The organism is Duganella paludis, assembly GCF_054461335.1.
This window is the reverse complement of the sequence record NZ_CM136922.1, coordinates 6,409,826-6,435,887: the sequence shown is the minus strand read 5'-3', so window position 1 is coordinate 6,435,887 and position 26,062 is coordinate 6,409,826. Positions and strand designations below refer to the sequence as shown.

General features: G+C 60.4%; 17 protein-coding genes. 4 read left to right on the top strand and 13 right to left on the bottom strand.

All coding sequences use genetic code 11. The features are described 5' to 3' along the window. Nucleotides 1-129 precede the first annotated feature (129 nt). Nucleotides 130-1,305 (top strand): tyrosine-type recombinase/integrase, encoded by a 1,176-nt coding sequence (locus tag ACXZ1M_RS28340; RefSeq protein ID WP_459050927.1) that lies wholly within the window; start codon nt 130-132, stop codon nt 1,303-1,305. 765 nt (nt 1,306-2,070) lie between these two features. On the opposite strand, the gene ACXZ1M_RS28335 is transcribed toward ACXZ1M_RS28340, so the two are convergent. From ACXZ1M_RS28335 to ACXZ1M_RS28300, 8 genes are all read right to left on the bottom strand, one after another. Then, on the bottom strand, nt 2,071-2,964 hold the full coding sequence (locus ACXZ1M_RS28335) for a rolling circle replication-associated protein (protein WP_459050926.1): 894 nt from the start codon (nt 2,962-2,964) through the stop codon (nt 2,071-2,073). Nucleotides 2,965-3,528: 564 nt separating this feature from the next. Next, the gene (locus ACXZ1M_RS28330; RefSeq protein WP_459050925.1) at nt 3,529-3,798 is read right to left on the bottom strand and encodes a hypothetical protein; all 270 of its coding nucleotides are present in this window, start codon (nt 3,796-3,798) and stop codon (nt 3,529-3,531) included. A 49-nt stretch (nt 3,799-3,847) separates the two neighbouring features. After that, entirely contained in the window at nt 3,848-4,960 is a 1,113-nt protein-coding gene (locus tag ACXZ1M_RS28325) for a zonular occludens toxin domain-containing protein (protein ID WP_459050924.1), read from the bottom strand. A gap of 8 nt (nt 4,961-4,968) precedes the next feature. Then, nucleotides 4,969-5,271, bottom strand: coding sequence for a DUF2523 domain-containing protein (locus ACXZ1M_RS28320; protein ID WP_459050923.1), 303 nt, complete (start codon nt 5,269-5,271; stop codon nt 4,969-4,971). 4 nt (nt 5,272-5,275) lie between these two features. Continuing rightward, nucleotides 5,276-6,562 carry a virulence factor TspB C-terminal domain-related protein gene (locus ACXZ1M_RS28315; RefSeq protein ID WP_459050922.1) on the bottom strand — a complete coding sequence of 429 codons (1,287 nt, stop codon included), beginning with the start codon at nt 6,560-6,562 and terminating at the stop codon, nt 5,276-5,278. Nucleotides 6,563-6,749: 187 nt separating this feature from the next. Beyond that, on the bottom strand, nt 6,750-6,941 hold the full coding sequence (locus tag ACXZ1M_RS28310; RefSeq protein ID WP_459050921.1) for a major capsid protein: 192 nt from the start codon (nt 6,939-6,941) through the stop codon (nt 6,750-6,752). A 369-nt stretch (nt 6,942-7,310) separates the two neighbouring features. After that, complete coding sequence (locus tag ACXZ1M_RS28305; protein ID WP_459050920.1) at nt 7,311-7,646, bottom strand: hypothetical protein; 336 nt, start codon at nt 7,644-7,646, stop codon at nt 7,311-7,313. A 61-nt stretch (nt 7,647-7,707) separates the two neighbouring features. Continuing rightward, complete coding sequence (locus ACXZ1M_RS28300; RefSeq protein ID WP_459050919.1) at nt 7,708-7,911, bottom strand: hypothetical protein; 204 nt, start codon at nt 7,909-7,911, stop codon at nt 7,708-7,710. A gap of 264 nt (nt 7,912-8,175) precedes the next feature. On the opposite strand from ACXZ1M_RS28300, the gene ACXZ1M_RS28295 reads away from it, so the two are divergent. From ACXZ1M_RS28295 to ACXZ1M_RS28285, 3 genes are all read left to right on the top strand, one after another. Continuing rightward, a complete protein-coding gene (locus ACXZ1M_RS28295; protein ID WP_459050918.1) occupies nt 8,176-8,673 on the top strand; it encodes a DUF2726 domain-containing protein in 498 nt (165 codons plus the stop codon). A gap of 141 nt (nt 8,674-8,814) precedes the next feature. Further along, nucleotides 8,815-9,192 carry a helix-turn-helix domain-containing protein gene (locus ACXZ1M_RS28290; RefSeq protein ID WP_459050917.1) on the top strand — a complete coding sequence of 126 codons (378 nt, stop codon included), beginning with the start codon at nt 8,815-8,817 and terminating at the stop codon, nt 9,190-9,192. A gap of 198 nt (nt 9,193-9,390) precedes the next feature. Beyond that, the gene (locus ACXZ1M_RS28285) at nt 9,391-9,570 is read left to right on the top strand and encodes a hypothetical protein (RefSeq protein ID WP_459050916.1); all 180 of its coding nucleotides are present in this window, start codon (nt 9,391-9,393) and stop codon (nt 9,568-9,570) included. A gap of 264 nt (nt 9,571-9,834) precedes the next feature. Here ACXZ1M_RS28285 and ACXZ1M_RS28280 read toward each other — a convergent pair whose 3' ends face one another. From ACXZ1M_RS28280 to ACXZ1M_RS28260, 5 genes are all read right to left on the bottom strand, one after another. Then, complete coding sequence (locus ACXZ1M_RS28280; RefSeq protein WP_459050915.1) at nt 9,835-12,870, bottom strand: glycosyl hydrolase family 28-related protein; 3,036 nt, start codon at nt 12,868-12,870, stop codon at nt 9,835-9,837. A 19-nt stretch (nt 12,871-12,889) separates the two neighbouring features. Then, on the bottom strand, nt 12,890-14,197 hold the full coding sequence (locus tag ACXZ1M_RS28275) for a GntT/GntP/DsdX family permease (protein ID WP_459050914.1): 1,308 nt from the start codon (nt 14,195-14,197) through the stop codon (nt 12,890-12,892). Between the two features lie 13 nt (nt 14,198-14,210). Further along, nucleotides 14,211-17,162 carry a TonB-dependent receptor domain-containing protein gene (locus ACXZ1M_RS28270; RefSeq protein WP_459050913.1) on the bottom strand — a complete coding sequence of 984 codons (2,952 nt, stop codon included), beginning with the start codon at nt 17,160-17,162 and terminating at the stop codon, nt 14,211-14,213. A 125-nt stretch (nt 17,163-17,287) separates the two neighbouring features. Next, nucleotides 17,288-19,762 carry a glycoside hydrolase family 95 protein gene (locus ACXZ1M_RS28265; protein ID WP_459050912.1) on the bottom strand — a complete coding sequence of 825 codons (2,475 nt, stop codon included), beginning with the start codon at nt 19,760-19,762 and terminating at the stop codon, nt 17,288-17,290. A 145-nt stretch (nt 19,763-19,907) separates the two neighbouring features. After that, the gene (locus tag ACXZ1M_RS28260; protein WP_459050911.1) at nt 19,908-26,051 is read right to left on the bottom strand and encodes an RHS repeat-associated core domain-containing protein; all 6,144 of its coding nucleotides are present in this window, start codon (nt 26,049-26,051) and stop codon (nt 19,908-19,910) included. Between the last annotated feature and the right edge of the window lie 11 nt (nt 26,052-26,062).

The following is a 26,062-nucleotide window of genomic DNA, read 5'->3' as shown; positions in this document are numbered from 1 at the left end:
CCTTAAGTCACTATAACTCGTCAAAGCGCCCTTTCAATATACTCGACATTACTACCTATATTGTCGATTAATAATACTGTATGCAATACTGTATAATCCACTATATATTCATACAGTTTCCAGCCTTAAATGCCCGAAAAGAAATTCGACATTATCAATCTCGATCCATTCCCAGCCCGCAGCGACGGCGCGGTGCAACGCCGGCAACGCGATATCGACGCCCTGCGCAGCATCGCCGAAGACGCCATCACCGATGCCCGGACCGATAGCGAAATTGCACGGGAATTCATCAGTCACGGCGAATTAGGTCCAAAATCGATCGCCAACACCCAAAAAGAGCTTTTCAGGTTTTTGACCTGGTGCCGGGAAGAGGCGGGCAAAACGCTGCGCCAGCTGAACGTGGCCGACCTGAACGGCTACAAGGAGTTCCTGAAAGATCCGCCCAAGGACTGGGTTTCGACCACCAAATGGCCGCGCAGCGATCCACGTTATCGACCGTTCAGCGGGCCGTTGTCGGACGCCAGCCGGCGCCAGGCGATGATCGCCGTCAAAGGCTTGTTCGCATACGCCGCGCAAACCGGCTATCTGCGCCGCGATCCGGCCGCGCTGGTGAAGCACGTTAAAACCGCCAGTGCCAGCCGCATCACGCGCTACCTGACGTCCGACGCGCTCAAGCTGGCCCTGGCCACAGTCGCCACGCGTGAGGCGTTGACGCCGGCGGCCGTACGCCGACGCGAGCGCGATCATTTCCTGTTGACGGCCTACATCCACACCGGCGCGCGCCTGAACGAAATCGTCAGCGCCAACATGGGCGCGTTCTACAGCGAAGGCAACGGTCGCTGGTGGCTCGACGTCCTCGGCAAAGGCAACAAGCCGCGCCGTTTGCCGGTGCCGCCGGAAATGCTGGCCGCGTACCGCCAATACCGCGCCGCATTCGATTTGCTGCCACACACCGTGCGCAACGACGACACGCCGCTGGTATTGTCGAGCCGTGGCGGCGCGCTGGTGCGGATCACAGACGAAGCGGCGTCCGATGCGCTCAAGACCATCTTTGCCGCAGCGGCCGGCGCAGCCGACGCAATGGGCGACGCCGACATGGCGGCGACATTACGCCAAGCGTCGGCGCACTGGCTACGGCACAGCATGCTAACCAATCACGCAAACAACGGCGTGCAGCTGAAGACGCTGCAAGAGACGGCCGGGCACGCAAGCATAGCCACAACAGCGGCGTATCTACACAAGACCGATAACGAGCGGCACGATGAGATTCTGGCCTCCGCCAGCGGTTCCAAGGAATCCCTATAACTTCGCATAATTTATATTATGTCAAATTGGCTGCTTACTTTACGCAACCTATTCCGGACAAAATTTGCATGGTTTAAACGGATGTTTGGTCCTACTGCACTTCGACCGGCAACAACGTAAAAGATCAAGGATTTCCCGCTTTGAGACGCCTGCCATGAGCAGGCGTTTTTTTTGTGCCGCTACCAGCCTGTAGTGTCGCCTCGCCCTTGCTTCACCCCATCGAGCACCACGAAGATTTCGTAAGTGCCAATAGCTGTTACGAATCGCCCTGTAGATCAAAGCTAAGTCACCCGGCATCAACGGATCAAATGGAAATAGTTCTAATTGCATGAATGCAACTATAGCCTCGCATCAACAATTGTGACAAGCCAAATTGAAAACCCAACTATCCAAAATGGTTTTCTCACGAACATGATCAGATCCACACTGCAATGATTTGCACCAAATATGCCACTCGTTATAATTGGCTGTAGATGCGTTTTTCAGAATTATTGCGATGACATACCAAGCGAATCCGATTCAAAAATTCACCTATCGATTTCACTATATCGAGGTAAGTCCAATTTTTATTAGCGGAAAATGGTATCCGCTATTTCGTATACTTACGGCACAACACCTTGTATCGCACCCTTGGCAAGTCCCGGCAGTACATGGAACGGACGACGCAAATCTTGCGGCCGAAAAAGCTATCGCGATAGCCGAGGAACTCATTGACGAGGATATTCACGGTGGAGACCCTTTCAAAACATTTTTGTCTGATGACAACTAGAACGGGCAATCAGTTTGATCGTTAATGCGGGGCGCGGTAGACAACCACACTACCCCAAGGCCATTGTTGCACCAGCTTTGCATACCGCCGTAACCAAACGGAGCGATGATGCTAAATGCGGACTGGACCGCACCAAGCATCGAGGTGCACTTAAGCCTGATCGTATTCACTTCGGGCAGCACGATACCCTTTGAGCGGAAATATCGCTTCTGATCAAGCGCCCTGGCATTCATTTCTTTACTGCAGTATTTGGCGATGTAGCTGGCCAGCTTGTGTGCACCGTTCTGCCCAAAGCCAAAGCGATGAGGATCGCGCACGTTCACTTGGCCCATTTGCTCACCACTGGCGCCCAGGCCAAGCACGCTTTGCCAGATAGATCGAAGCAAGGCGTAGTGCTGGCGGCCGCGCACAGCGACATGGAAGTGCAGCGCACCGCGTTCCTGTTCTTCAATGACCGCCACGTAGTGGAATTTATTCACGCGGCCAAGGCGGCGACAAAATGCCTTCCAGTGCTTAAGCGCCACCTCACGGTCACACATGTTCTCTCGATACGTGAGCGTCACCATACGATCCGCGCCAATCTGTTTGCAGCACATCCGGACGTTCTTCTTGGCACGGCGGCCGGCATCATCATCATTGGCCTCGCGATTCTCAGACTCACCACGCTTAGCATGAGGCTTGCGCTTGATCGCAGGGCCTACAAAGTGACGTTCCTTGGTGACCGACACTTCGCACTGCCCATCCGGGAAAACTCGCTGGCGAGCCACGTAGGCATCATTCCAGCCGTTCTTATCATCGGTCCAATGATCCGGCCTATGTTCAACGGTATCAACGCAAAGGGGGGATAAAGCAATTGACTCAGCATCCAAACTACGGTTCAATATCGACATCGGTTTTCCTGTTGTGGCAGGTTGATCGAGGCCCGGAGTGTTTCGACCACTACCGGGCTTTTTTATTTCTACTTCACACCTTCAACTGCTGGCACTACCCGATAGAAGAACCAGCGCTCAGAACTGTTCAGCCGCTTTACAAGCGCCACCGCTTGCTCAATAGGCCCCGCCAAGTAAGGCGATGAAAACCAAGTAGACGAAGAACGAAGACGAAATTCAATCTCGTAAATACCCGTCTTAGAAACACCTGCAACGACCATTTCCACCCTTTCAAATTTGCACTTCACTGTGCTGTGTTCTTAAGTGTCCCTAATACAAGTTTAGGCGGCGCTTCGCGCCGCCCTCGCTAGCTGCGCAACGCTTCGGGCAGCGCCCGCTTGCCTTCACATCCGACGGTCACCTCAATGGGCCGCACACACTAACGCGCTACGCTTGTTTGCGATCCAATTTGCGAGCAAATTGAAACGCCTAAATCAGCGATCGCCCGAATAATATTTGCGCCGGCACCAAAAATATCGACAACCAGGTTGCGATTTTCTTCCTACAGCGGCGAAGTAAATTCGGTCAACGTTTCCGCATCAATCGATCACGCAAAATGCGGTCGACCACATCGCCCTTGGTCTCAGGCTTGAATTTTACGAACGCATCGAGCGCCTCGATAACATCCTTAGACACCTCGACCGTCAAGACGCCCCTCCCCTCCTTTGCCAACCGCTCACGCCGTGCAGCTTGCCGTTCAGCAGCCGACATCGCGACGCCCGTTGGTGGCCGCCCTCGTTGTCGATTCGCACCGGCCACCAGATCCAGCTGGCGGCGGTCTTCTGCGTACTTCATAAAGCCCCCTTTTATTTGCGTGACAAGTCACGTGAATTGGCAGCCGCGATCACATACCGACCGAAGGCTTACGAGGCGCATCCTGCGGCGGGTTTCCGAACACAGCCACCTGCGACGACTGACGCTCACCACCATGAGAGGCCACTTGCTCTACACCACGGCCCTCTAGCACTCTGACCGATTCGGCAGTACGAACACTGTCACGGCGGTCCCGCTCAGGATCGAACTCTTGAAAGAATCCATTGCGCGCAAACTCGATGCACATGCTGTACTTCACGTCGAGCGATGTACCCTGTTGCGAAAAGCAACGGCATTTGTCCGCGACCTGGATGCATGCAGCCGGCACCGGCACTCGCGTAGGCTTCGTTAGCTCATCGTATTTCGGAGCCGTTTGCGGCAGGCCTTCGATGCGTGGCGTGCTCATTTGCACATACCGCTGCATATCCTGCTTTGGATCGAATTTATCAGGCACAGGTGCACGGTCAACCGCGTCAGTTTTGCCGACAGAAGAAGAAGGAGAAGCTCCAGACGCAAGGAGCTGGTCGGGATGGGTGCGCTCTTCAATGCGATTCTTCATATAGAACCCTACCCCAATTAACACGACGACACACCCGGCAAGGAGCTTAACCCGACCGGGAATTGTGCGCTTCATCGTATGCACGTCGGCGGACTTGTAGTACTGATAGACCGATTTATCAAAGGCCCATTTGGTCTTTTCGGAATCAGTGCGCGACTTATCGGGATTGTCTTTGACTGCATCCCATTTGTGCACTGTGGACACCGCCATACCCCAAACACGAACCATGTGCCGGTGGCGGCCAGCAAGGCGTCTAATGGCTGGGTCAATGAGCGACGGATGCTGTGTCAACAAAAACAGATCAATGCCTAGATGCCTATGTGTCTCTAAGTCAGTGACGTGCTTACCGGGCTGAGTGCCAAGGGAACGATTACGAAATATTTTTTGCGCTTCATCAATCACGATGATCGAATTAGGAGGCGCTTCCATCCACTTCGTTGGATCAATTGGTATCCAATCCAACGTCAGTTCCGGGATACCAGCGTAGTACACCGCCCTATTCTCTGACTCGGCAATTTTCTTGACGGTCGAAATGGTATAAAGAGTTTTACCATTTCCGGGAAGACCCGTAATTAGCTCAATCATGCATCACCTCAAGGGGCCTTAGTGATCAGCTTAGTAAGCGAACTACCACCAGCTAACTTGACGAAAATAGATGCCGTATAAGCTGAAAACAACATACTGATAGCCTTATCGACCCAAAGCCAAGCCATGAAAGACACAATTTCAGAAGGCATTGCCGCGATGTTGTTTTTAACCTGATCCAGCAACCAAGTGATAGCAAGATCGAACCCTGTGTACGTGACATACGACATACCAAGAGCCAACAACACTCGCCCCACCATCGAACTTGCGATAGTAAGCAATCCACCTAACAACGCAGTAAGCAGCGGCATAGAATTACCCCCTCAAAATTGCACCAGAGACCATCTTGAACGACGACAAAGCAGCAACGATCATGATGGCGTAACGAAAAACTATTAGCGCAGAACACGCCCTAGAAAACGGGATAACAATTTGCTTGCCCATCACAGATATGCTCTTATCAGCAAAACAATCGCCGCCGCCAAGCCAACCGGACGCATCCAGCGACGGCATCGAGATACGGTCGCCATTGCCAGGAGTAGGCAGCTTGTCCGCATCAGGATCATTACCATCCAAAACGCCCTTACCCAACTTGCCGATACCCGAACCATCAGCAGCGGCCTCATCGGCGGCGATTTTGCAGTTGGCCTCATGAACCTCGCGCAACGTGGCGCACTGAATAGCGTCACCAGTACACGCGAAATTAGCGCAGCTACCAGATACGCCGGAATTCAAGCAGATAAGAGACTGAGGATGTTTCCCACAAAAATCGGAGCCAGTGCCGCCGCCAGTGCCGCCACCACCAGTACCGGGATCAGTACCACCGCCACCAGTACCGGGATCAGTTCCGCCGCCACCGGATCCCGGATCAGTACCGCCACCACCAGTGCCTGGATCCGTTCCGCCGCCACCAGTGCCGGGCGGCGTACATGTTGGATAGTCAGTACCGCCGTTTGAGCACGTGGGCGGCGTTGGAGGCGTACATGTCGGATAGTCGGTAGCACCATTTGTGCAAGACGGCGGCGGCGCAGTGTAATCAGGGATAGAAGCATCCGGATTGGAGTCGACGCCCGCCTTGACGCCGGTAATCTGCGATTGGTAATAGCAAGAGGCAGCATGCACACCGGCTGGAGCATTTCCGCCACCAGCTGCAACGCAGTTGATCGGTGTGACCTCAGATGATATGACCATCTCACACCCGTCTTTAGCGAACTTCTCGCCGACAGGATCGGGGAATAACTGAACCACCTTTCCAGTGGAGTCGGATACGTAACCCATCGGAATTAAATAAGTACCGCCAGCACCAGCAGTACAAGTGCCAGACGATGAAACTGTTGCGGTCTGAGTAGGCCAAACACCGGTTACGGAAAAATGGAACTGCCCGGGAGTCTGCTTCATAGCGGCGTCCAATTCAGCGCTATTGCAATTAACCTTCGAAGCATTACTACCAAACACTGCGGCAACTCCAGCACAGGAAGCAGGTGTAAAAGCGTATGGGCCGTAACCTGGATAGCTGAAAGTAAACGTCCTAGCCGCATAAGCTGGCAGGGCGAACAACGCACAGACGAGAAGCAGCGAAATCACAAAGAGGCGCTTAATCATGGAACAGAATCCACCAAGCACCACATGCGGCGATTAGAAAAACCAGACCCATAGCAACTCCCAAAGATTCGAACTCAAAAAAAAGGGGCCGAAGCCCCTGCCCTACACGATGCAGACACTAACGCGCTACGCTTGTTTGCGATCCAATTTGCGAGCAAATTGAAACGCCAAAGTAGCGAGCAAGTACTTACAGCGCCTGACGGATGAACTTGTACGCCTTAATGCCGACGATCACGACCAGCACAGCAGCCCCAACCACAGCGGCATCAGTGCCAGCAGTCGCGATTGCGGTAGTCACGGACGCATCGACAGCAGCCGAAGCAGCACCAGCGGACATGCCAGCGACCGCCAGCAGAGCAATTTTCAGACCTTTATTCATCTTGATTCCTTTCAGATATAGACAGAGATTTAACGACTTGCTTGATACCCCATGCAATGGCCCACACAAGGCAAACCTTCCACGAGATAACTTGCGCATCAGCGATGCTCATATTCCCCAGCTCTAACCAGTTCTGGGGCGTAGGAGTTTGGACAGTTCCGGAGGAACTGGAAATTGAAGCCTGAAGCTGTACCCACTCAGTGCCACTGATCGACACGGCATAGCACTTTGAAAGGTCAGTAATAGTTGGATCAGGCACCGCAACTACAGCTTGAGGTATGTCCGGGAAAGCTACCTCAGGTGCCTTCATAGCGAGCCAAGTGCGCGTTGAATCGCCGACGTAAGCCTTACGCAGACATGCAGGCATGATTAAGCCGCAGCCTTACCAGCAGAAGGAGCAGCGACAGCCGGCGCAACGGGAGCGGCGGCACGGGCAGCGCCCACAGGGGTGATAGATGCGACCTGTGCGCCGATGCGCTTTGCGTTGTCGATCGCCACTTCGAACTCGACTTCGTAAGTTCCAGGAGGCGTATCCTTGAAGCGCTCAGGCAGCACCAGTTCACCTATCAGAGGTTCAACTGCGCCGTTATCACGATTGATCTTTTGCACGATGCACTGCGCCATACGCATGTCGTAATCGTTGCCAGTCTTCTTCGACCGACCAGCGACTTGCACGACGTTGATAATCTGGATCGTATTTTTCATGGTGCACTTCCCTTTAGAAATTTCGCTCGCTAGAGCGATTAGTGAACGCCAGATGGCGCGGTTATAAATCCAGTAAGTGTTTGTTGGCCTTGTCGCACAAGGCAGAGAAGACCCGGCGAGCAGCGCTCAGCGACGGCGTCCACAGTTCAGGCTGATGATCCTCACGCACCTTGAATTCAAGCGTGGCGATTTCAACGAGGAGCGCAGCCTTGACCACGCGAACCTCAGCGGCAGTCAACGACAGCGGCAACGTCCAATCACCCATGCGACACCAGCACAGCGCGATATACGATGCCCTCAGCAACGCGGTTCAACCCGGTCACATGAAACGCCGCCAATGCGGAAGACATCGGGAAAGAAAGCTCAGTGCTATCAGCCCAAATCGGTTCACCGACCAAGCGCAATTGAATCTTGTAGACGTCATGAGGAAGCGACATATTCATAGTCCGACTTTGAAGAATTAGCGTTACAAATCACGAGAATTGCCGAAGAGCAAAAGAGTAAAATCACCTAGACCCGCCAACAACTGATGGAAACGATGAAACTTCACCACCTTCTAATCCTCACTTTTATTGCTCTATTTGCCGTCTTATTACTTACGTCATTTGCAACGACCAAGGGTGATACACGGATCAAGCTAGCCCTAGGGGAGCTAAAACTAACTGCGCGCAGACCCCTAAGCCCTTTCGAAGAAAAGATGTTCTTAACCCTCACCTCCGCGCTACCGGAATGCACCGTCTTAGCTCAAGTTTCCCTACAGGCCTTACTGGAGACAGAGTCAATGTCAGATCGAAATCGCTTCAACAGGAAATACGCAGACTTCGTAATTTGCTCAAAGCTCTTGACGCCGATAGCCGTCATAGAACTCGACGACGCCAGTCACAACCGCAAAACCGCCGAAGACGCTGACCGTGACGCAATGCTCCAAAACGCCGGATATCAAACACTGAGGTACCGACAAATCCCAACAGCAGAACAACTACAAGCAGACATCGAAACCGCTCTACGTAAGCTCACTGTTAATTAGCGTTACTTGTCACGTAAACTCGTAGGCACAAAAATGCGGGTGTGCTATCGTTTACTTACGCAAAAAAGCCAAATGATTAGGCTAAATTGCATAACTAAGAGTATTACGCAAAATAGCCTAAGTTGCTAATTGGAAATAGCTATGAACTATGAAGAAATGATTGCTAAAGCCTTAAAAGGCCGCTCAGTTAACTCGATGGCGAAAGCATGGGGTATTCCACAGACACGGCTTGACCGATATGTGAAGGGCATCCACATGCCGGACTACACGACCGGCTTGAAATTGGCTAAGGAGGCTGGAATCAGCCCCGGAGAAGCGTTTGAGATACTGGCAAACGAAGAACAGCATCACAAAGCGAAGAACTTTAAATTGCAGATGGGTTTTGCACGATCAGGCTTCCTGGCTGTTATAGGGGCAATAGCCATGGTTGTCACTTTATTTTTGACACCGGGAAAAGCAGAAGCCCGTACCTACAGCCCTACTTTCGACAAGGCAATTAGTTGTTTTTATATTATGTAAAATACTGGGCGCCATCGCCGCGTAGAGAGTTTGCTTGCTATCCGGATTGCCCCGTCCTCCTAGACTACAAACCTCCCCTCTAACTTCGCAATCAATCCATTCGAAATACCCATACCACGTATTTAGCAATTCAATTTTACCTGTGGCGAAGTGAGGGGCACACTGTCTTTTAACAAAAGCACTATCACGGAGACAAACATGAAAACTTCTCGCCTTGTTAAGTTGGCAGTGATGGCATTGGGTATGCTCGCAGCGGCTGCCGTGATGCATGGTCCAAATGCATACGACCATGAGCTGGTACCACCGGCACCAGGCTACGCCCAGGCGGCACCTCCGGTGGTAGACATGGGACGCATCTTCGCCGCCGCGCCGCGTTGACCAGCTACAGCGCTTGCCGCGATCAGCAGCGCGCGAGGAAATTACCGCGCGTACCCGCACGAAGACGGGGCGCGCGCCATCGTCACGCAGGAGGTGTACAAGTCCTGCTATCGAAGGAAATACTGCCTGCCGCCGATCTGGCTATGCCAGGACGTCTGCTTAAAGTTCAACAACGAGCCCGTCTACAGCAAATTTTACAAGTGCGGTTGGTGCCTGATAGGAATACCAGGCACCGATATCGGACTAGGCTGGTTCGACTGATGGTCAGATGCGGGTCGAGTACAGCGCGTGGTGGGTCAGGATGTACAGCGTGCGCCGATCCGGTCCGCCGAAGATCAGCTGCAGCGGTCGCGCCGGAACATCGATGCGACCGCCCTGCTTGCCATCCGGCCCGTAAATAAAGATCTGCCCGTTCGCCACGTAGACGTTGCCGTCCGGCCCCACCGCCGCGCTTTCGCCGCCACGGTCGGCTACCTGCTTCAGGTCCGTGATGGCGCCGCCCTCGCCCACCAGGCCGCTGAACGTCAGGTTCTGCGAGCTGTTGGTGAATACCACGCGCTGGCCGCGCTGGCCATAGACGAAGCCATGCGTGTCCAGAGTGTCCGACCAGCGGTAGCCCAGATGATCGAGCGAGCCGTGGCGCGTGACGCGGAATGCCGGCAACACCAGGCTGCCGTCCGGCGAGACGTATTCCTGCGCTTTCGGCTTAGCCGCCTCGCGCGCAAACATTTCCGCCAGCGTGGTGAACTCGTAGGTATCCAGGTTCAGCTGATCCTGGAATTCACCGTTGGCCCAGTAGTTCACCGGCAAGGCCATGCGCGCATTGGCACGCGCCGCCAGCGGCGTCGGCTTGATGAGCGCAACCTGGGCGCCCGGCACGCCTGGCTTGAGCGAGTACACGGTGCCCTGTTTGCCGCTGGATGACAGCACCATCAGGTTGTCGCTGCCGTCCACCGCCAGGTTCACCGGGTCGAGCGGGTAGTCGTTGACGGTCTTCAAACCTTCGCCTTGCAGGTAGCTGAAGATGCGCTGGAAGTGGCGGTCGATGAAGTACAGGCGCCCTTTCGAGTCGACCGCGCCGCCGGCGATGGAATAGAAGCCATCTTCCAGATTGTCGACTTTCGCGTTGCCTGGTGCGGCGGGCGCGCTGGTTTGCTTGCCGCTGTAGTCGAGCACCGTGAACATGCGTTCGCGCACTTGCAAGCCATTGGTCACGTCCGTGATGGCGTTCTCATAGGGATACTTCGAGGCGCGCACGTCGGCCACGCAGCCGTTCTCGTCGCAAGTCGGGAAGCCGCTTTCGCCGTTGACCGCGACGTTGCGGAAACGAATGTCGCTCGAATTGGTGATCTGCACGGCCGTCGGCGCCGGTTTCATCGAGCGCGTCACGCGGTAGGCGTGGTAGTTGGCCAGCAGGATATTCTTCGAGTTGCGGATGTCGAGCGAGACGGAATCGGCGCCGTCGCGTACTTCCTCCTCGGTCTGCGGCGCGTAGAACGACCAGTTTTCCACGCCGTCGAGCACGATTTCATTGCGGATATGGTGTTCTGCCGACAGTTCGTACACGCGGCCCGGCGTCCTGGTGTTGGTCACGTAGAAGCCCGCCTGCGCATGGCCGGCCGGCGTCCACAAGCCGGTGAAGGTGCCGCCACCGCCATCGGTCACCCAAATACTCGGGTACTGGCGATCCCACCAGGTCGAGGTGTCGAAGCGCGGGCTCTTTTGGTATGGGTCGGTGGTCGAGCCATAGCCCCACTGGATGCGGATGTCGTCCAGCAGCGATTTCTCGCCGGCACGCCACAACACGCCCACCGCGCGCGGATTGACTTCGCCGGTGGCGATGCCGATGCCGGTCACGATGGCGTCGCCGCCGCGCGCGCTTTCCAGCAGGGCCTTCGGCGTGTCCGTACCCTGATACAGCGGCGAGCCGTTCGGCAGCACTAGCCGGGTCAGGCCCGGATGCAGGCCGATCAGCACGGTATCCGGCTTCATGCGGATCGTGTCGTTGACGGCATAGAAGCCCAGCGGCAGATAGACCACACGGTGGCTGTCGATCGCTTTCTGGATCGCGGCCGTGTCGTCGCTGACGCCATCGCCCTTGGCGCCGAAGCTGCGGGCGCTGGCCCATTCGGCGGTCGGCGGCAAGGCGCGCATCACGCGCTCGACATTGGCTTTGGCCGGCAGTGCGACGGTACGGTAGTTGGTGTCGAACTGACCCGGCTCGCCGAGGCCTGCCAGTTTCAGGCCGTGGTTGAATTCCGCCACCTGATAGTTGCGGCCTGGCGCCGCCAGCTTCTTGCCGCTGTCGCGGAACTGCGCAAACACCGGCACGTTGCGCGCGCTGAGGCGTTCGAAACTCACCTGCGTGTAGGCGTTGTTTTCATTGCTGATGATGACGCCAGCCTTCGATACATTCTCGAAACGTACGTCATGGCCCCACAGCCAGTCGCCGTAACCACGATTGATCTCGATGCCCACCGGGGTGTTGCGGATGTCGGTGTTGGCCAGCGTGAGGGCGGCCTCGTGCTCGCGGATGGCGGCGTCGCGCTGACCGTCGAACTGCGAGTCCAGCAGCGTGAACTGCCACGCCGGCGAAGTTTTCTCGGCCAGAATGCCGTAACGGCCGCCGAAGAAACGCAGGTTGTAGGCGATATTGCCGACCTGGTACACGCCGGCCAGCCCGGAACCCATGCGGAAATCGATGTGCGACAAGTTCGAGTGCTGGGCCGTGTGCATGCGCACGCCGCTGGCGGCCGGATTGCCGTCGCCGACTTCAAAGTCCACATTCGACAAAGCCGAGTAGAAGGTCGACGAATTGGCGTCGCGCACGGCCTTGCCTTGTTCGGTGCTGAACGGCACGGCGCTCGGCACCGGCATTGCCACCTTGCCGATATTGTAGGTGTCGGTGCCGGTGAAGATCACCATATTGCCGACACCTTTCTGGAAGCCCGGCGTATTGGCGCCCAGCACCAGCACCGGCCGCGTCTTGCCCACGCCGTACATGCGAACCGCAATTGGAATCAGCAGGCTGCGGCTGATGCGATAACGGCCGGACGGCAGGAATACCAGGCCGCCATCGCCCTTGTTGGCGGCGCTGTCGATGGCGCGCTGGATGGCGTCGCTATCGTCGGCGACGCCGTCGCCCTTGGCGCGGACGGTCACGGCGCGCGGATCGTCCGGCATGCTTTGGTAGGCGGACACGGATGCGGGGAACGCTGGCGCTGCCAGCACTCCGCCGCCCTGCCCGGCCAGCGTGACGAACAACATCAACGCCGGCATTGGAATCAGTCGGTGTTTCAACTATGTCTCCTTGAATTTTTTATACGAATAGCGACAGCAGCATGACGAAAATGATGCCGAACACGCCGACCAGCGTTTCCATCATGGTCCAGGAGCGGAAGGTGTCTTTCAGCGACAGGCCGAAATATTCCTTGAACATCCAGAACGCCGAGTCGTTCACGTGGCTGAACATCAGGCTGCCAGCGCCAACGGCCAGCACCATCAGGTTGGGATCGACGCCCGAGGTCAGCGCCAATGGGCCGACAACACCTGCAGCGGTCACGCCGGCCACCGTGGCCGAGCCCAGGCAGACGCGGATCAGCGTCGCCACCGCCCAGCCGAGCAGCAGCGGCGGCACCGGCAAGCTGGCCAGCTGCGTGCCAAGCTCGGCGCTGACGCCGGATTCGGTCAACACCTGCTTCAGTCCGCCAGCGCCCGCGATGATCAGCAAGATTGGCGCGATTTCACGCAAGGCTTCCTGCGCCGAACCCATCACCTTGGGCAAGGTCATGCCCCGGCCGATGCCCAGCGTGAAGATGCCCACAACATACGAGGCCAGCATCACCACCATCGGGTTGGAATAGAAGGCCAGCGCTTTCGTCAGCTCAGGCCGCAGCAAAGTGACCAGCGTCAACGCTCCCAGCAAGACCACCGGCAACAGCGCGGTGAAGAAGCTGGCGAAGGTGCTTGGCAGCTCATGGTCGGGCTTGGGCTCACCACGGAAAATGGCGGCAGGCTCGGCACGGATGTTCTTGAGCGTCATGGCGAAGATCGGACCGGCGATAATCAGCGTCGGAATCGCCACCAGCATGCCGTACAACAGCGTCTTGCCCATGTCCGCGTGCACCGCCGCCACCAGCGCGGTGGGCGACGGATGCGGCGGCAGGAAGCCGTGCGCAATCGACAGGCCGGCCAGCAAGGGCATGCCGAGCGCGACCGCCGGCCGGCCCGACTGGTACACCAGCGAGAAAATCAGCGGAATCATCAGCACGAAGCCGACGTTGTAGTAGAGCGGCAGGCCGACCACGAAACCGGTGATGGTCATGGCGACCGGCATGCGGTTCGGCCCCATCGCATCGATCAGGCTGACGGCGATGCGCCGGGCGGCGCCGCTGTCGGCGATCAGCTTGCCGAACACGGCGCCCACGCAAATCACCACCACCAACGAGCCGAGCAAATCACCGATGCCCTTCTCGATAACGCCGGGAATTTTCGCCAGCGGCATGCCCAGCATCAGGGCGGCGACCATGGCGGCCACCACGAAGGCCAGGAGCGGTTGAACCTTGCCCCAGGCGATCATGATGGTCAACAGGCCGACCGCCAGCAGTACGGAAAATAAACTCCACACGGCTGGCGCCTCCTTAGTAGTTCATGCGGAGGCCAACGCGGTAAGTACGGCCAACCGAGTCATACACTGCAGGATTCAGGGCCAGGCTCAAGTTGGTCTGCGGTACCAGCACCGGTGCGCGGTCCGCCAGATTGTCGACCTTGAAGTAAGCCGTTACCTGTTTCGAGAAGTTGTACGTGCCGCCCAGGTCGAAATAGACCGCGCCCGGCATGTGGTTGTCGAAGATGGTTGGATGCGCTGCGGTTGGCAGCGGGCAGGCGGTCTGGCATTCGATATATTCGTTGTTGAATTTACCGGCGCCAATCCAGCGTTCCGTCAGCGTCAGGCCGAGCTTGCCGCCGGCCAGGCCGTCCCACGACTGCGATACCAGTGCTTTCCACTTCGGCGTCGCACCCGTCATGGCGCCCGCGCCTTCGATCGGCGTGGTGCCAGGCACGCCTGGATCGGAGATCGAGTGGATCATGCGCGAGGCCAGGCCACGCAGCGTCACGTTGCCAGGCAGGCCGTAGTCCGCCATGTTCTTGCGATAAGCCAGTTCGAAATCGACGCCGCGCGTATGCAGGGACGCGAAGTTGAAGCTTTGCGCCAGCACGTAGTTGGTGCCCGCAGGACCGGTGATCGATACCGCCGAGCAAACCTGCTGGTTGCCGCCGTAGCACAGATCGACTTCCTGTTGCGGATTCAGCGAGCTGATCACGTTCTTCACCTTGATGTCGTAGTAGTCGACCGACACGTTGAAGTTACGCGCCCAGCTCGGCTGGCTCAGCACCAGGCCGACGGAGTTGTTGCGTGCTTCCTCCGGCTTCAGCGCTGGATTGCCAACGTTGCGCTGCTGGATCTGCACGGACTGGCCCTGGTTGTTGTTGACGGCCTGATTGGTGACCGTCATGGCGGCGAACAGTTCCGACAAGTTCGGAGCACGCACGTCGGCCGAGCTGACGGCACGAACGCGCAGGCCATCGATCGGGGTCGACCAGGTGGCGCCGAGCTTCCATGCGCGCGCCTTGCCGGCGGTGCTGTACTTCTCTTCGCGGTCGGCGATGTTCAGGTTGGCTTCGCCCCAGGTGGCCGATTTCAGGAATGGAATGTTCAGCTCAACATACGCTTCCTTGACGTTGAACGCGCCCTTGCCGTTGTGGTAGTTACCCGCGAACCAGTTGTCGCCGGTGGTCGACAGGGTCGGATCGGCAGGATAAGTGGCGCTGTATGGCGAGGTCAATTCCACGCCGGCGCCATACGGATCACCGCGCACCGAGTAGTCTTCCCGACGCCATTCCGCACCAAACGCGATGGCGATCGGACCGGCCCAGCCCTGCATCAATTCACCGTTGATGTTAGCGCTAACAACGTTTTGAGTCGAATCCGTGTGTTGCATCGGTCCGCTGCTAGGCGCGATGTAGTTCCAGCCCGCCATGTTGATAGGCACCTGGCCGAAGATGTTGATCGGCTGGCAGCCGGCGGCGCGTGCGGCTGCGCTGCGGCAGACGATCTGGCCGGTGGTCGGGTCCTTGATCGCGTCGATGGCGAAGTTGTAGCGCGGATTGAGCGTGATGTCCTTCACGTTGATGATGGTCTTGTTTTCGCCATGCTCGGCGTACGCATCATAGGACCATTCCTTGCCGAACATCTGGAACTTGCCGTCGGCGCCGACGACCACACGACGCTGGGTCCGGGTCGGATGCACATTGATGTTGGCCGGGAATTCACCGTTGGCCGTACCTACCGACATCACGCCGGTCGGGTAGCCGGAGGCGCAACCAGCGGCAACCGAAGCCGGCAGGTAAGCGTTATCGCACTTGATCGACAGGTTGCCCTGCTTGGCCGCGCCAGGATTCGGCGAGAACACGGAGGTTACTTGCGCCCAGTTGCCGGTGACGTAGATTTCGTTGTCGGCGTCCAGGTCCCACGAAACGCGGGTGTATGCCACCTGGCGCTTGAAGTTCATCGCCAGATTGGTGCCGGCGCCCACACTGCCCGAACGGTCGCCGCCGATACAGAAGTTACCGACGCAATCGGTGCCGTATTGGAACGGATATGGCGTGCCGCCAGGACCGAAAGCCGTGCCTTTGAGCGGGCCGTTGGTGATCAGGCCGTACTTGGCGTACTGGATGTGCTGGGCGTTGGTGATGCTCTTGAAGCGCGGCGCACCGGCGGCCTGCATGTCCTTGGTCGATTCCTGCAGCGCTGGATTGTTGTACCAGGTGCGGCCGCCCGCGCCCACCTGACCGAAGCCTGGGGAGTCGATGCCGTTCTGTTTAGTGAACTCGCCGCTGACGGTTACATGCAGGCGGTCGTCGGCGAAGCCACGGCCCCACGCAGCCTGCAGGGTGCCGCTCTTGTCGTCGTGGTACTGGGTCATGCCGCCCGCGACGTTGGCCTTGAAGCCGGTGAATTTCTTGTCGGTGATGAAGTTGACCACGCCGCCGATGGCGTCCGAACCGTAAGAAGCCGAAGCGCCGCCGGTGACCACGTCCACGCGCTTGACCAGCAGTTGCGGGAACTGGCTGACGTCGGTCACGCCGGTGACGTTGGCGCCGACCACGCGCTGGCCATCGAGCAGGGTCAGCGTGCGCAGCGTACCCAGGCCGCGCAGCGACAGCGAGGACAAGCCCTGGATGCCGCTGGAGGTGCTGAAGGTATTGGTGGTGCGGCCGGTGCTGCCCTGCAGTGCCGGCAGTTCGATCAGCGATTCAAAGATATTTGGTTTGGCTGCCTTGTCGAGCTCGGCGGACGACAGGGTGGTGGTCGGGGTCGGTTGCGAGAAGCCGCGTGCGGCGATGCGCGAACCCGATACGACAACGGTTTTGGTGCCTTCTTCAGCTCCCGGCGTGGCCGAAGCAGCTGGCGCGGCGCCAGGAGCGGTTGGTTCGGCTGGCGCTTGTTGGGCCTGGGCGTGCAGCGCAATCATGCCGCAGGCACTGGCCACGGCGAGGTTGATCATTGTGCGTCGTACTGGTGTCTTCATGGTTATCTCCTTTTATTTTTAATGAATGGCGTCATCCGTTTTACCTACCGGCGCGCCTGTGTTTCTTAAACCACTATTTGTTTACCTTTCCCTCCCTGCTTTGGTAGCGTTATCAAATGATCTCACTAAATTGCGTTTTGAAGGTTGCCGTTCAACCACAGGTTGCCACTAGAATTAAACTTGGCATCCACAATATGATTGCCGTGCCGCAACCTCAAGCGCGCATCAGGCGGACCGCGCAAAGCCAATCGCTGCGGTTTCCCTGCTTTCCAATCAAGATCCAGCTCAATTCCACCGCGCACCCGCAGGCCGCGCACCACGCCGTCCGGCCAGGCGCGCGGCAGTGCCGGCAGCAGGTGGATTTCGCCACCCCAGGACTGCACCAGCATTTCGAGTATCCCGGCCGTGCCGCCGAAATTGCCATCGATCTGGAACGGCGGATGGGCGTCGAACATGTTCGGATAGGTGCGCTCCGGTCCCAGCAGCCCGCGCAGGATGGCCAGCGCCCGCTCGCCCTCGCCCATCCGCGCCCACAACGCCAGGCGCCAGGCCGTAGCCCAGCCGGTGGAACGGTCGCCGCGCGCATTCAGCGTAACCTTGGCGGCGTTGATCAAGGCCGGCGTGTCGCGCACGTTGATCTGTTCGCTCGGGTAGACGCCGTACAGATGCGACACGTGGCGGTGCTGCGGTTCCGGCGCAGCGGCGTCCCAGTCCTCCAGCCACTCCTGCAACTGGCCTTGCGCGCCGATGCGGTCCGGCGCCAGACGGGAGCGTGTGATCTCCAGCGCTTGCGTGAATGCGGTGTCCGGATCGGCCAGCTTTTGCTGAGCCACCAGCGTCCAGCCCAGCAGATCGCGCACTATCTGGCGGTCCATGGCCGGTCCGGCGCACAGGGCAAAGCCCGGGTGGTGCTCGTTTTCCGGCGAGATCGATGGCGAGGTCAGCAGCCCGCGTCCCTGCGGGTCCGCCACCAGCGTGTCGATGAAGAACAGCGATGCCCCCTTCAACAACGGGTGGATGCGCCGCAGCCAGGCCAGGTCGCGCCCGTAGTCCCAGTGATCCCACAGGATCTGGCACAGCCAGGCGCCGCCGCATGGCCACATGCCCCAGTTGGGACCGTCGATGGGTGCGCTGGCACGCCACAGGTCGGTATTGTGGTGGGCCACCCAGCCCCGCGCGCCGTACATGGTGCGCGCGGTCACGGCGCCGCTGATGGCCAGTTCCTCCACCATGGTCAGCACCGGCGCGACGCAAGCGGCCAGGTTGGCCGACTGCGCCGGCCAGTAATTCATCTCGGTGTTGATGTTGATGGTGTACTTGGAACCCCAGGGCGGATTGGTTCCCTCGTTCCAGATTCCCTGCAGATTAGCCGGTTGGCCACCGGCGCGCGAACTGGACAACAACAGGTAGCGAGCGTACTGCACGTACAGCGCCGCCATCGCCGCCAACTCGGATTCACTTGCCTGTTCAGCCTTGGAAATCCGGGCATCGGTCGGTCCAAAAGTACGCCCGACATCGCGGGTAGCGCTACCAATTTCGAGCGAAAACCGACCGAACAAAGCCTTGTGCGAGGCCACGTGCACGGCACGCAACACGGCGTGTGATTTCTTGGCCGCAGCCATGCCGGCGGTGCGAACCAGCACCACCGGATCGCCACCGACATCGATGCTGTTGACATGGCTGGTGGCGGCCGCGATGATCAAGGTCACTTTGGTGGCCCCGCGCACGCGCAGCCGATCGCCTGCAGTGTTGATGCGGCCATCGCCGACCGCGCCCACGCGCACAGCGTAGCGCAATGCCGCAGCGATGCTCGCGACGGCCACGTTCCGGCCTTGAATCAACAGCGCGCCGGCACCATCGGCGGCGACGCTCAAGGTGGCGGGACGGGGCTGCGTATCCGGCGCTTCGGCGTAGTCCCAGGCGGCGCCAACCGGTAGCCGGTCGCCATAGCGAGTCTCACGCGGGTGGCGATATGAGACGTCGAAGTCCAGCGTGCCACCTTCCGCCGTCAGGTGCATGACCAGCACGCCATCCGGAACGCTGGCAAACACTTCGCGGCGATGGCGCACGCCATTGCTGGAAAACTCGGTGATGGTGGTGGCCGTATCCAGATCCAGCGAACGGCGGTAACCGCGCGCGCCGGACATGCCTTGAAAATCGAGCAGCAGGTCGCCGGCCGCGCCATAGGGCATTTGCGTTGCCGGTTTGGCAATCACGTCGCTGGAGACCAACTCGGTTGCTTCGCGGTAGCGCCCTTGCGCCAGTAGTTCGCGCACGCGCGGCAACGCGGCTGCGGCGGCTGGATTATTGGGATTGTAAGGACCGCCCGCAAACAGGCTGCCTTCGTTCAATTGCAGGCGTTCCTGGCGAACGCGTCCGAACACCATGGCGCCCGCCCGACCATTCCCGACCGGCAGCGCTTCGACCCAGGCTCCGGCCGGGGCTTCGTACCACAGCGAAAGCCGCTGCCGTCCGCCGTCCGGCTGCGTGCGCAGCGCGGCGCCCGCCAGGCCGGGCAACGCTGCGGCCAAACCCGCCGACAGCAGCAGGAGCCGGCGCCCCGGACTGAACTCGCCCGGCGCTTCGTTATTGTTCTGCATGTTAGTCTCCGTGTTAGCCAGTCTAAAAATGTTTGCGATACCATTTTTTAGCAGGCTGATGGCAATGTAGTCCATGCATTATCAATCCACCAATAACTTTTTTGTGGATTGCGATACCGCTTTCGATATCGCAGTGCGGGCGTGCCTAGCGCGTCCGTGGCAGCACAAACGGTTTCGGCGTCAGCAAATTGATGCGGACGTTCGTGGAATCGAAATACACGAGCTTGCCCGCATGCTGCTCGGCTACGAAGGCGCCCCGTTTGATCAAGACCATGTCGTTCAGCACGACGCCGGCGCCCACGCGCATGCCCAGACTTTCGCCATCCTGGTTAATATATTCCTCGGCAAAATGATGGACCAGCTCCACGTCTTTGGACATGGCGTAGGCGATGACCTCGGGACTAACGGTGACACCGGCCGTGGTCACCAGATGGATGGCCGATGGCAGTGGCGCCTTGGTGTCCTTGGTGGCCTCCATCTCCGAGGCGGCGTCGATCATCCCCTTGATTTGCGATTCGCTGTCGCCCAGATTGATGACCGTGCCTTCCCTGTAGGCCTTGAATTCCCAGAATGAGCTGTCTTTGTATGTTTTGCCGCCGATATCGGCCAGGGTGAAGGCCAGATATTCGACGCCGCGCACGAACTGCGTCGCCGACGTATCCGCCTTGTAATAACGCTGGTCGGACACCGCATCGGGCTGGACCCTGCTTCTGGTTTCCTCGGTGGCCAGGTCGCGCGTCAACGAGCCGAACGTCCGTCCATTTTCGGTCAGCCCGAACGAGCGCAATAGCTTGTTCTGGAACCACCGCCCGACCTCCCGGTTCTGGCTCACGCCGGACATTCCGCGCCCGACGCCGCGCGTACTGGCGATGAAGTCCACCCTGGCTTTCGTCATCGGAGAATAGGATTGCAGTCCGAGCGGATCGTACAGGTCTACCGGGTTGTTCCGCGCATAGCTATAGCGATTCGGGCCGTCGGGGATGCCGGCAGGGTCTTGCTGCAGGAAGCGGCCCAGCGCCGGCAGGTAGCTGCGATGCACACTGTGCAACAGCGATGAGCCGGGGAAACGCAGCATCCCGGCGAAGTCCTGGATGCCGCCCGCAGGCGCCAGCCCAGCCAGCACCGCACCGTGCGGCGCGTAGTCCAGCACGACCTGCGCCGGAACAGCACCCGGCTGCAGCAGCACCCTGGGCGTCCGCAGCGCGTCACTGACGATCCACTGGTCCGCGCCGCCTGCCGCCACGTGCATCGGTTCGCGGTCCAGACCGCCCGGCGTGAATTCGGCCAGCTGCGCGCCGTGCCAATGCGCAATGGGGGTCTGTTCGTCGAGATAGGCAAAATAGTGGACGCCATCGGCCGCCTTGGCTACCACCACCCGTCCCAGCGCGTCGCGAATCAAGCGGACCGTCGGCATGGCGCCGGCCAGTGCCTGTTCTTCGCTCAGCCTGCCTTGCGCATCGTAGGCATAACGCCGCGCGCCATCGCTGAGCAGCCGCCCGGCGCCATCGTAGCTCCAGGCCGTCGCGGCGACCGTGGCGTAACGGTTGTCGTTGTCGGGCGCCGACAGCACCGGCGGCGTGCCGCCTTCCCGGCTCGACAGGCGATTGCCTGCGGCATCGAAAACAAAACCGTTGACGGAGGGACCCGGCGCCCGCAACGCGTCGATCGCCGCCTGTGCCGATGGCGTGGCCGGCGCGGCCGGCTTCGCCGCAGGCGCCAAGGTCAGTGGATCGATCCAGGCCGCGCCCTGGTCCGTGTAACCGGCCAGCCGGCCCAGCGCATCGAAGGCGAAGTGCCGGCTACGACCGCCGCCGCCGGCCAGCGCGGTTTCCAGCGCGGTCTGGCGCGCGCCGTCGAGCAAGACCTGCTGCCGCCAGAACACTTGCGTGGCGCCGGTGTTCGTCAGCAGGCGTTCCGCGACTTGTCCCCGGCCATCGTAAGCCGCCTTGAGCGTGGCGCCTGCCAGCGGATAGTCGGTGCCACTCCAGCGGCCGCCGGCGTAGCGATAGCGCGCCAGGGGCGCATTGCCGGCGGTGAGCGCCGAGCCTGGATAATCCGGCGGCGTGTAGGTGTTGCCGATCCCGATAATGCGCCCGGCTGCATCGCGCTGATAGCCGGTGGCGCGGCCGGACGGATGCACCAGGCCGATGCGCGCGCCCGCATCGTCGAAGCTCTGCGCCACGCGCCACGTCCGCGCGCCCTCGCCGTCGAAGGCTTTCAGCGCGGTCTGTTCCTGAAGCAGCAAGCCGCGCGAATCGCGGGTCTGGGCGATGACGATCCAGTCGTTCTCCAGGCGCCGCACCGCCCCCAAGGCGTCATAGTCCACGGTGGTGAAGGTGGCGGAGAGCGCGTGCGGGGCGAAAGGCGCCGCGACGTCCGAGGCATCGTAGTCGATGCGCAGCATGTGTCCCGCCGCATCGTAGCGGTGCCGGCTGACCAGGCCGTTGCGATCCCGTTCACGCACCAGCCGTCCACAGCGGTCGTAGTGGTAATAGGTGCCGGTGTCTGCCGGATAGTCCGCATTGCGCGCCGAAATCTTGCGGTCAAGCAGATCGTAGACGAACGTCAGGCGCCGGCCCAAAGGATCGACAACGGCGATCAGGTTGCCGCAATCATCATAGGCCGACTGCGTGGTCGCGGGCTCGGCAGGAATCGCGCCGCCGGTCAGCCCTTCGGTGCGCGCAATCTCCTGCCTGAAGGCGTTGCAACGCCGTTCAGTCCGGCGGCCCAGCGGGTCGGCGGCCTGTTCGATATTGCCCAGCGTATCGTAGCGCTGGCGCCAGACGTTGCCATAGGCATCCTCTAGCGCCACTAACCGGTCCAACTCGTCGTAGCTGCTGGACTCCAGAAACGCCGCCGGCCGGCTGGCCGGATCTGCGCTGTCCGCCGGGTCGAAAGCGTAGGCGCGCGCCAGGTTGCCGGCGCCGTCGTGGAGCCGTACCAGGCGCCGGCCGCTCGGCAAGCGCTCGTCGTTCATGCGGCCGTGCGGATCGTAGGCGAATTGCGTCACACGCGCGCCGTCGATGATGCGCGTGCGGCGGCCATTGGCGTCCAGCACATAGGTGGTGGTGTGCAAGGTCAGCACGCCGGCGCCAAGAGCGTCGAGATAGGCGGCGTCCGGGGCGTTCACCGGATCGCCGGCCGGGACCGGCTGACTCAGCACCGCGCTGACCTCCTCGCTGCGGTCGCCGTGCTCGTCATACACAACCTCGTGACGCTCGACCAGCTCGAAGCCGCCATCGGGCCGGCGGCCGAAGCGCTGCACCACGGTGTCACGGCCCGCCAGGTCGTACCGCGTGACGGTGAGATGGCCGAGCGGGTCGGTCATGAAACGCAACCGGCCGCGCGCATCGTATCCTGAGCGCAGGCCGGTGCTGGAATGCACCCCGTTCAGGCGCAGCCCGCCTTCGCCGTCGCGGCCGCGCAGCACGCGTCCGCAGCGGTCGTAGGCGATGGTCGTGATCGACTGGTCGCCGCTGCAGGCGGCGCGGCTCTCCTGCACGCGCCGGCCGAGCGCGTCGACGCGCCAGCGCGAGAGCGCGCCGCGCCCGTTGCGCGCGGCAGCCAGCACGCCAAGCGTATCGTAGTAATAGCGCATGACACGGCGGTCGGACTGTCCCGGCGCGCGCGAGACTTCCAGCGCCACCTGGCGCCGGCTGTTGCGCTGATACCGCGTCTCCACCATGCCGCCGGCGATGGGCGCGCCGCTGCTGTCGCACCAGCGCAGCTGCTTGCGCTCCACCGCCCCGTCATGGTCGTAGACAAAGCGCTCGCGCGTCATGGTCGCGCCGGCGCCCCGTGTCCGTTCAAGCACCCGGTCCAGTACGTCATAGGTCGTGCGCGTGACGACGCCGCGCGGATTGGTCTCCGCAACCACGCGTCCCAGCGCATCGACCTCGAAAGCAAAGCCGACGTGGCCGACAATCCGGCCCAGCGCCAAGGCGCCGCCGGGGGCGCCGATCTCCACCACGTGCGGGCCTTGGGACAGCGCGGCAATCACGTAGGCGGGCGTCGACACCTGGTTCCAGACACCGTGCGCCGCGCCGTCCACTGTCACCGTGGCGGCCACGCATGTGGACAATGCGCTGCCGTCGGCCGACTGCAGCAATTCGATGCGCTGGCAAGGCAGTTCGATCCGCACGGCCGCAGGCGCGCCTGCCGCCGCGACGGTGCCGGCCGCTGCGGGCGTCCAGGCTCCCTGCCACTGTACTTCCAGTATCGGCGGGAAGTCCGCATTGAGCGTCCAGTCGACGTGGGGGCGCAATTCGCTCAGAGGATAGCCAGCCTTGGCGCCTGCCGCCGGCGTCGCGCTGACAGGGTAATACTGCCAATAGGTGATGTGTCCAAGCCGGTCGCGGCGCGACAGGGGGCGGCCGCAGGCGTCCCATGCCGTCATCTCCTCCTCGATGCCGGTGAGCTCGCCGCCGCCGGCAGAAAGCGGCCGCGTGCGGTTCGGATACATAGTCTTGATGCGCAGCCCGGCCGCCGTGTACTGGTGCACGGTGAGCAACCGCCGGTGCGCCGTGGCGAGCGAGTGACCGGGATTGAAGGCTGGCGTGCCGGGCGGCGCCGATTCGACGTGCAGCGGATCGGGTGACACGGTGGCGCGCGCGTCGGACACACTGAGCAACACTTGCGTGCGGCTGTGGAAAACCTGCTTGACCACGGCGTCGCCGGCGTCGAGGCGCTGGCGCGGGTCCGGCAGCGCGGCAATCCACTGCGCCTGCCCGGCAACCCGGTCCAGTTCGGACATGGCCCTCCCGCGCTCGACCCTGGCAAGCTGATTGCCGAACGACAGGCGAGAGTCGGCGCTGACGTCGGCCAGCGTTGCCGGGACCAGGTTCCAGTCATCGAGCGCCGCCTGTTCGCGGCCGAACAAGCATTGCGTCAAACCGCCTTCCGGGTCCATGCTGGCGATCACCGCGCCGTCCTGGTTGTAACGGCTGCGGAACACGGCGGTTCTAATGCGGCCATCGGCGACATAGTCATCGCGGCGCAACAGCTCGTTGCCGGCCTCGTTGAACAGCCGTTCGACCACATGGCCATTGGGCAGCGTTTCAAAGACACGCAAGGTGGGCTGGTCGATGTCGCTCAGCCCGGCGCCAGGCTGGTCCGGTAAATGTTCATACAGGAAGGAGACGGGTCCCTGTTCCGTGTATTGATTGAGGAGATAGCCGAGCGTGTCGGAGCCCGCCCGCGTATCGTATTCATTCTCCACCATGATCCTGCCGCGCTCGTCGTAGATCCGGCTCAGGCGCCAGCTGTCGCCGACCCGCGTGTAGTCGTAGGCTTCGGCGGTGAGCTGGGGCTTGCCAGCCTGCTGCGACCACTGTTCGACCCGCACCAGGCTGCCCATCTCGTCGTACAGATAGCTGCAGGCGCGGCCGGCATGGTCCTCGACGCGCTCGATCAGGCCTTGAACGCCATAGTAGAACCTGAGCCAACGGTGCGGCCCGTTGCCATAGACGGCGCGCAACCGGTTGTCGGCGTCATAGTCGAAGTCGATGCGGTTGCCGGCCGCATCGTGGATCGCCCGTGCCCGATGCTGTTGCGGCGCGGCGCCTTCGTAGCTGATCCACCCGCCGCCGGGGCGCCGCAGCAGGAAATTGCCGGTGCCGTCCTGCTCCAGCACGTCGTGCGTGCCGAATGGCGGCGTGTAGTAGTTGAATCCGGCCTGGCCGAATTTCGGATGCCGCACGAAGTGCAACTCGGACAGGTTGCCGGTCAACACAGTCACGCTGACGGCGTCGGTCTCAACCAGGCGCAGGTTGTAGCTATGGTCCCAGCCGCGCCCCATCGGGCCGCGAAAGTCGGCGCCGCTGCGGTACACCCGCCGCAACAGCAGGTCGACGCCGGCGCCGCGCACGAGCAGGTCGTCGCAACTGCGCTCGAATTCCCCGCGCTGAAACAGCACCGGGTCGGCCCCGCGCCGCACGTTGCGCTGCGCACCGATGCCGCCGACCACCGACAGGCCCTCTTCGAAACGCTTGATGTGCGCGTCCAGCAAATCGTTCAGGTCATCGATCTTGATCTCGATGCCGGACTTTTCCAGGCCCTCGCTCGCTGCTTCGAGCACCAGCTTGAGACTGTTGCGGGCATACTCGACGTACTTGAACGAGTCGACCGGCACCCCGACCTTGGCCAGCGCCTGGCCGATCTCGCCCAGGATGAAATTGCCGAGGATGCTCTGCACCAGCTTGCCGGACGACAATCCCTTGAGCACGCCAACCAGCTGGCGCACCTTGAGCGCGATCCGCAGGATGTTGATGAGCACGACCCAGAACGCCATGGCGATTCCCT

Coding starts and splice junctions, on each gene's coding strand:
- ACXZ1M_RS28340 (WP_459050927.1), top strand. CDS start 130: ATGCCCGAAAAGAAATTCGACATTATCAATCTCGATCCATTCCCAGCC.
- ACXZ1M_RS28335 (WP_459050926.1), bottom strand. CDS start 2,964: ATGTCGATATTGAACCGTAGTTTGGATGCTGAGTCAATTGCTTTATCC.
- ACXZ1M_RS28330 (WP_459050925.1), bottom strand. CDS start 3,798: ATGAAGTACGCAGAAGACCGCCGCCAGCTGGATCTGGTGGCCGGTGCG.
- ACXZ1M_RS28325 (WP_459050924.1), bottom strand. CDS start 4,960: ATGATTGAGCTAATTACGGGTCTTCCCGGAAATGGTAAAACTCTTTAT.
- ACXZ1M_RS28320 (WP_459050923.1), bottom strand. CDS start 5,271: ATGCCGCTGCTTACTGCGTTGTTAGGTGGATTGCTTACTATCGCAAGT.
- ACXZ1M_RS28315 (WP_459050922.1), bottom strand. CDS start 6,562: ATGATTAAGCGCCTCTTTGTGATTTCGCTGCTTCTCGTCTGTGCGTTG.
- ACXZ1M_RS28310 (WP_459050921.1), bottom strand. CDS start 6,941: ATGAATAAAGGTCTGAAAATTGCTCTGCTGGCGGTCGCTGGCATGTCC.
- ACXZ1M_RS28305 (WP_459050920.1), bottom strand. CDS start 7,646: ATGAAAAATACGATCCAGATTATCAACGTCGTGCAAGTCGCTGGTCGG.
- ACXZ1M_RS28300 (WP_459050919.1), bottom strand. CDS start 7,911: ATGGGTGATTGGACGTTGCCGCTGTCGTTGACTGCCGCTGAGGTTCGC.
- ACXZ1M_RS28295 (WP_459050918.1), top strand. CDS start 8,176: ATGGAAACGATGAAACTTCACCACCTTCTAATCCTCACTTTTATTGCT.
- ACXZ1M_RS28290 (WP_459050917.1), top strand. CDS start 8,815: ATGAACTATGAAGAAATGATTGCTAAAGCCTTAAAAGGCCGCTCAGTT.
- ACXZ1M_RS28285 (WP_459050916.1), top strand. CDS start 9,391: ATGAAAACTTCTCGCCTTGTTAAGTTGGCAGTGATGGCATTGGGTATG.
- ACXZ1M_RS28270 (WP_459050913.1), bottom strand. CDS start 17,162: ATGAAGACACCAGTACGACGCACAATGATCAACCTCGCCGTGGCCAGT.
- ACXZ1M_RS28265 (WP_459050912.1), bottom strand. CDS start 19,762: ATGCAGAACAATAACGAAGCGCCGGGCGAGTTCAGTCCGGGGCGCCGG.
- ACXZ1M_RS28260 (WP_459050911.1), bottom strand. CDS start 26,051: ATGGCGTTCTGGGTCGTGCTCATCAACATCCTGCGGATCGCGCTCAAG.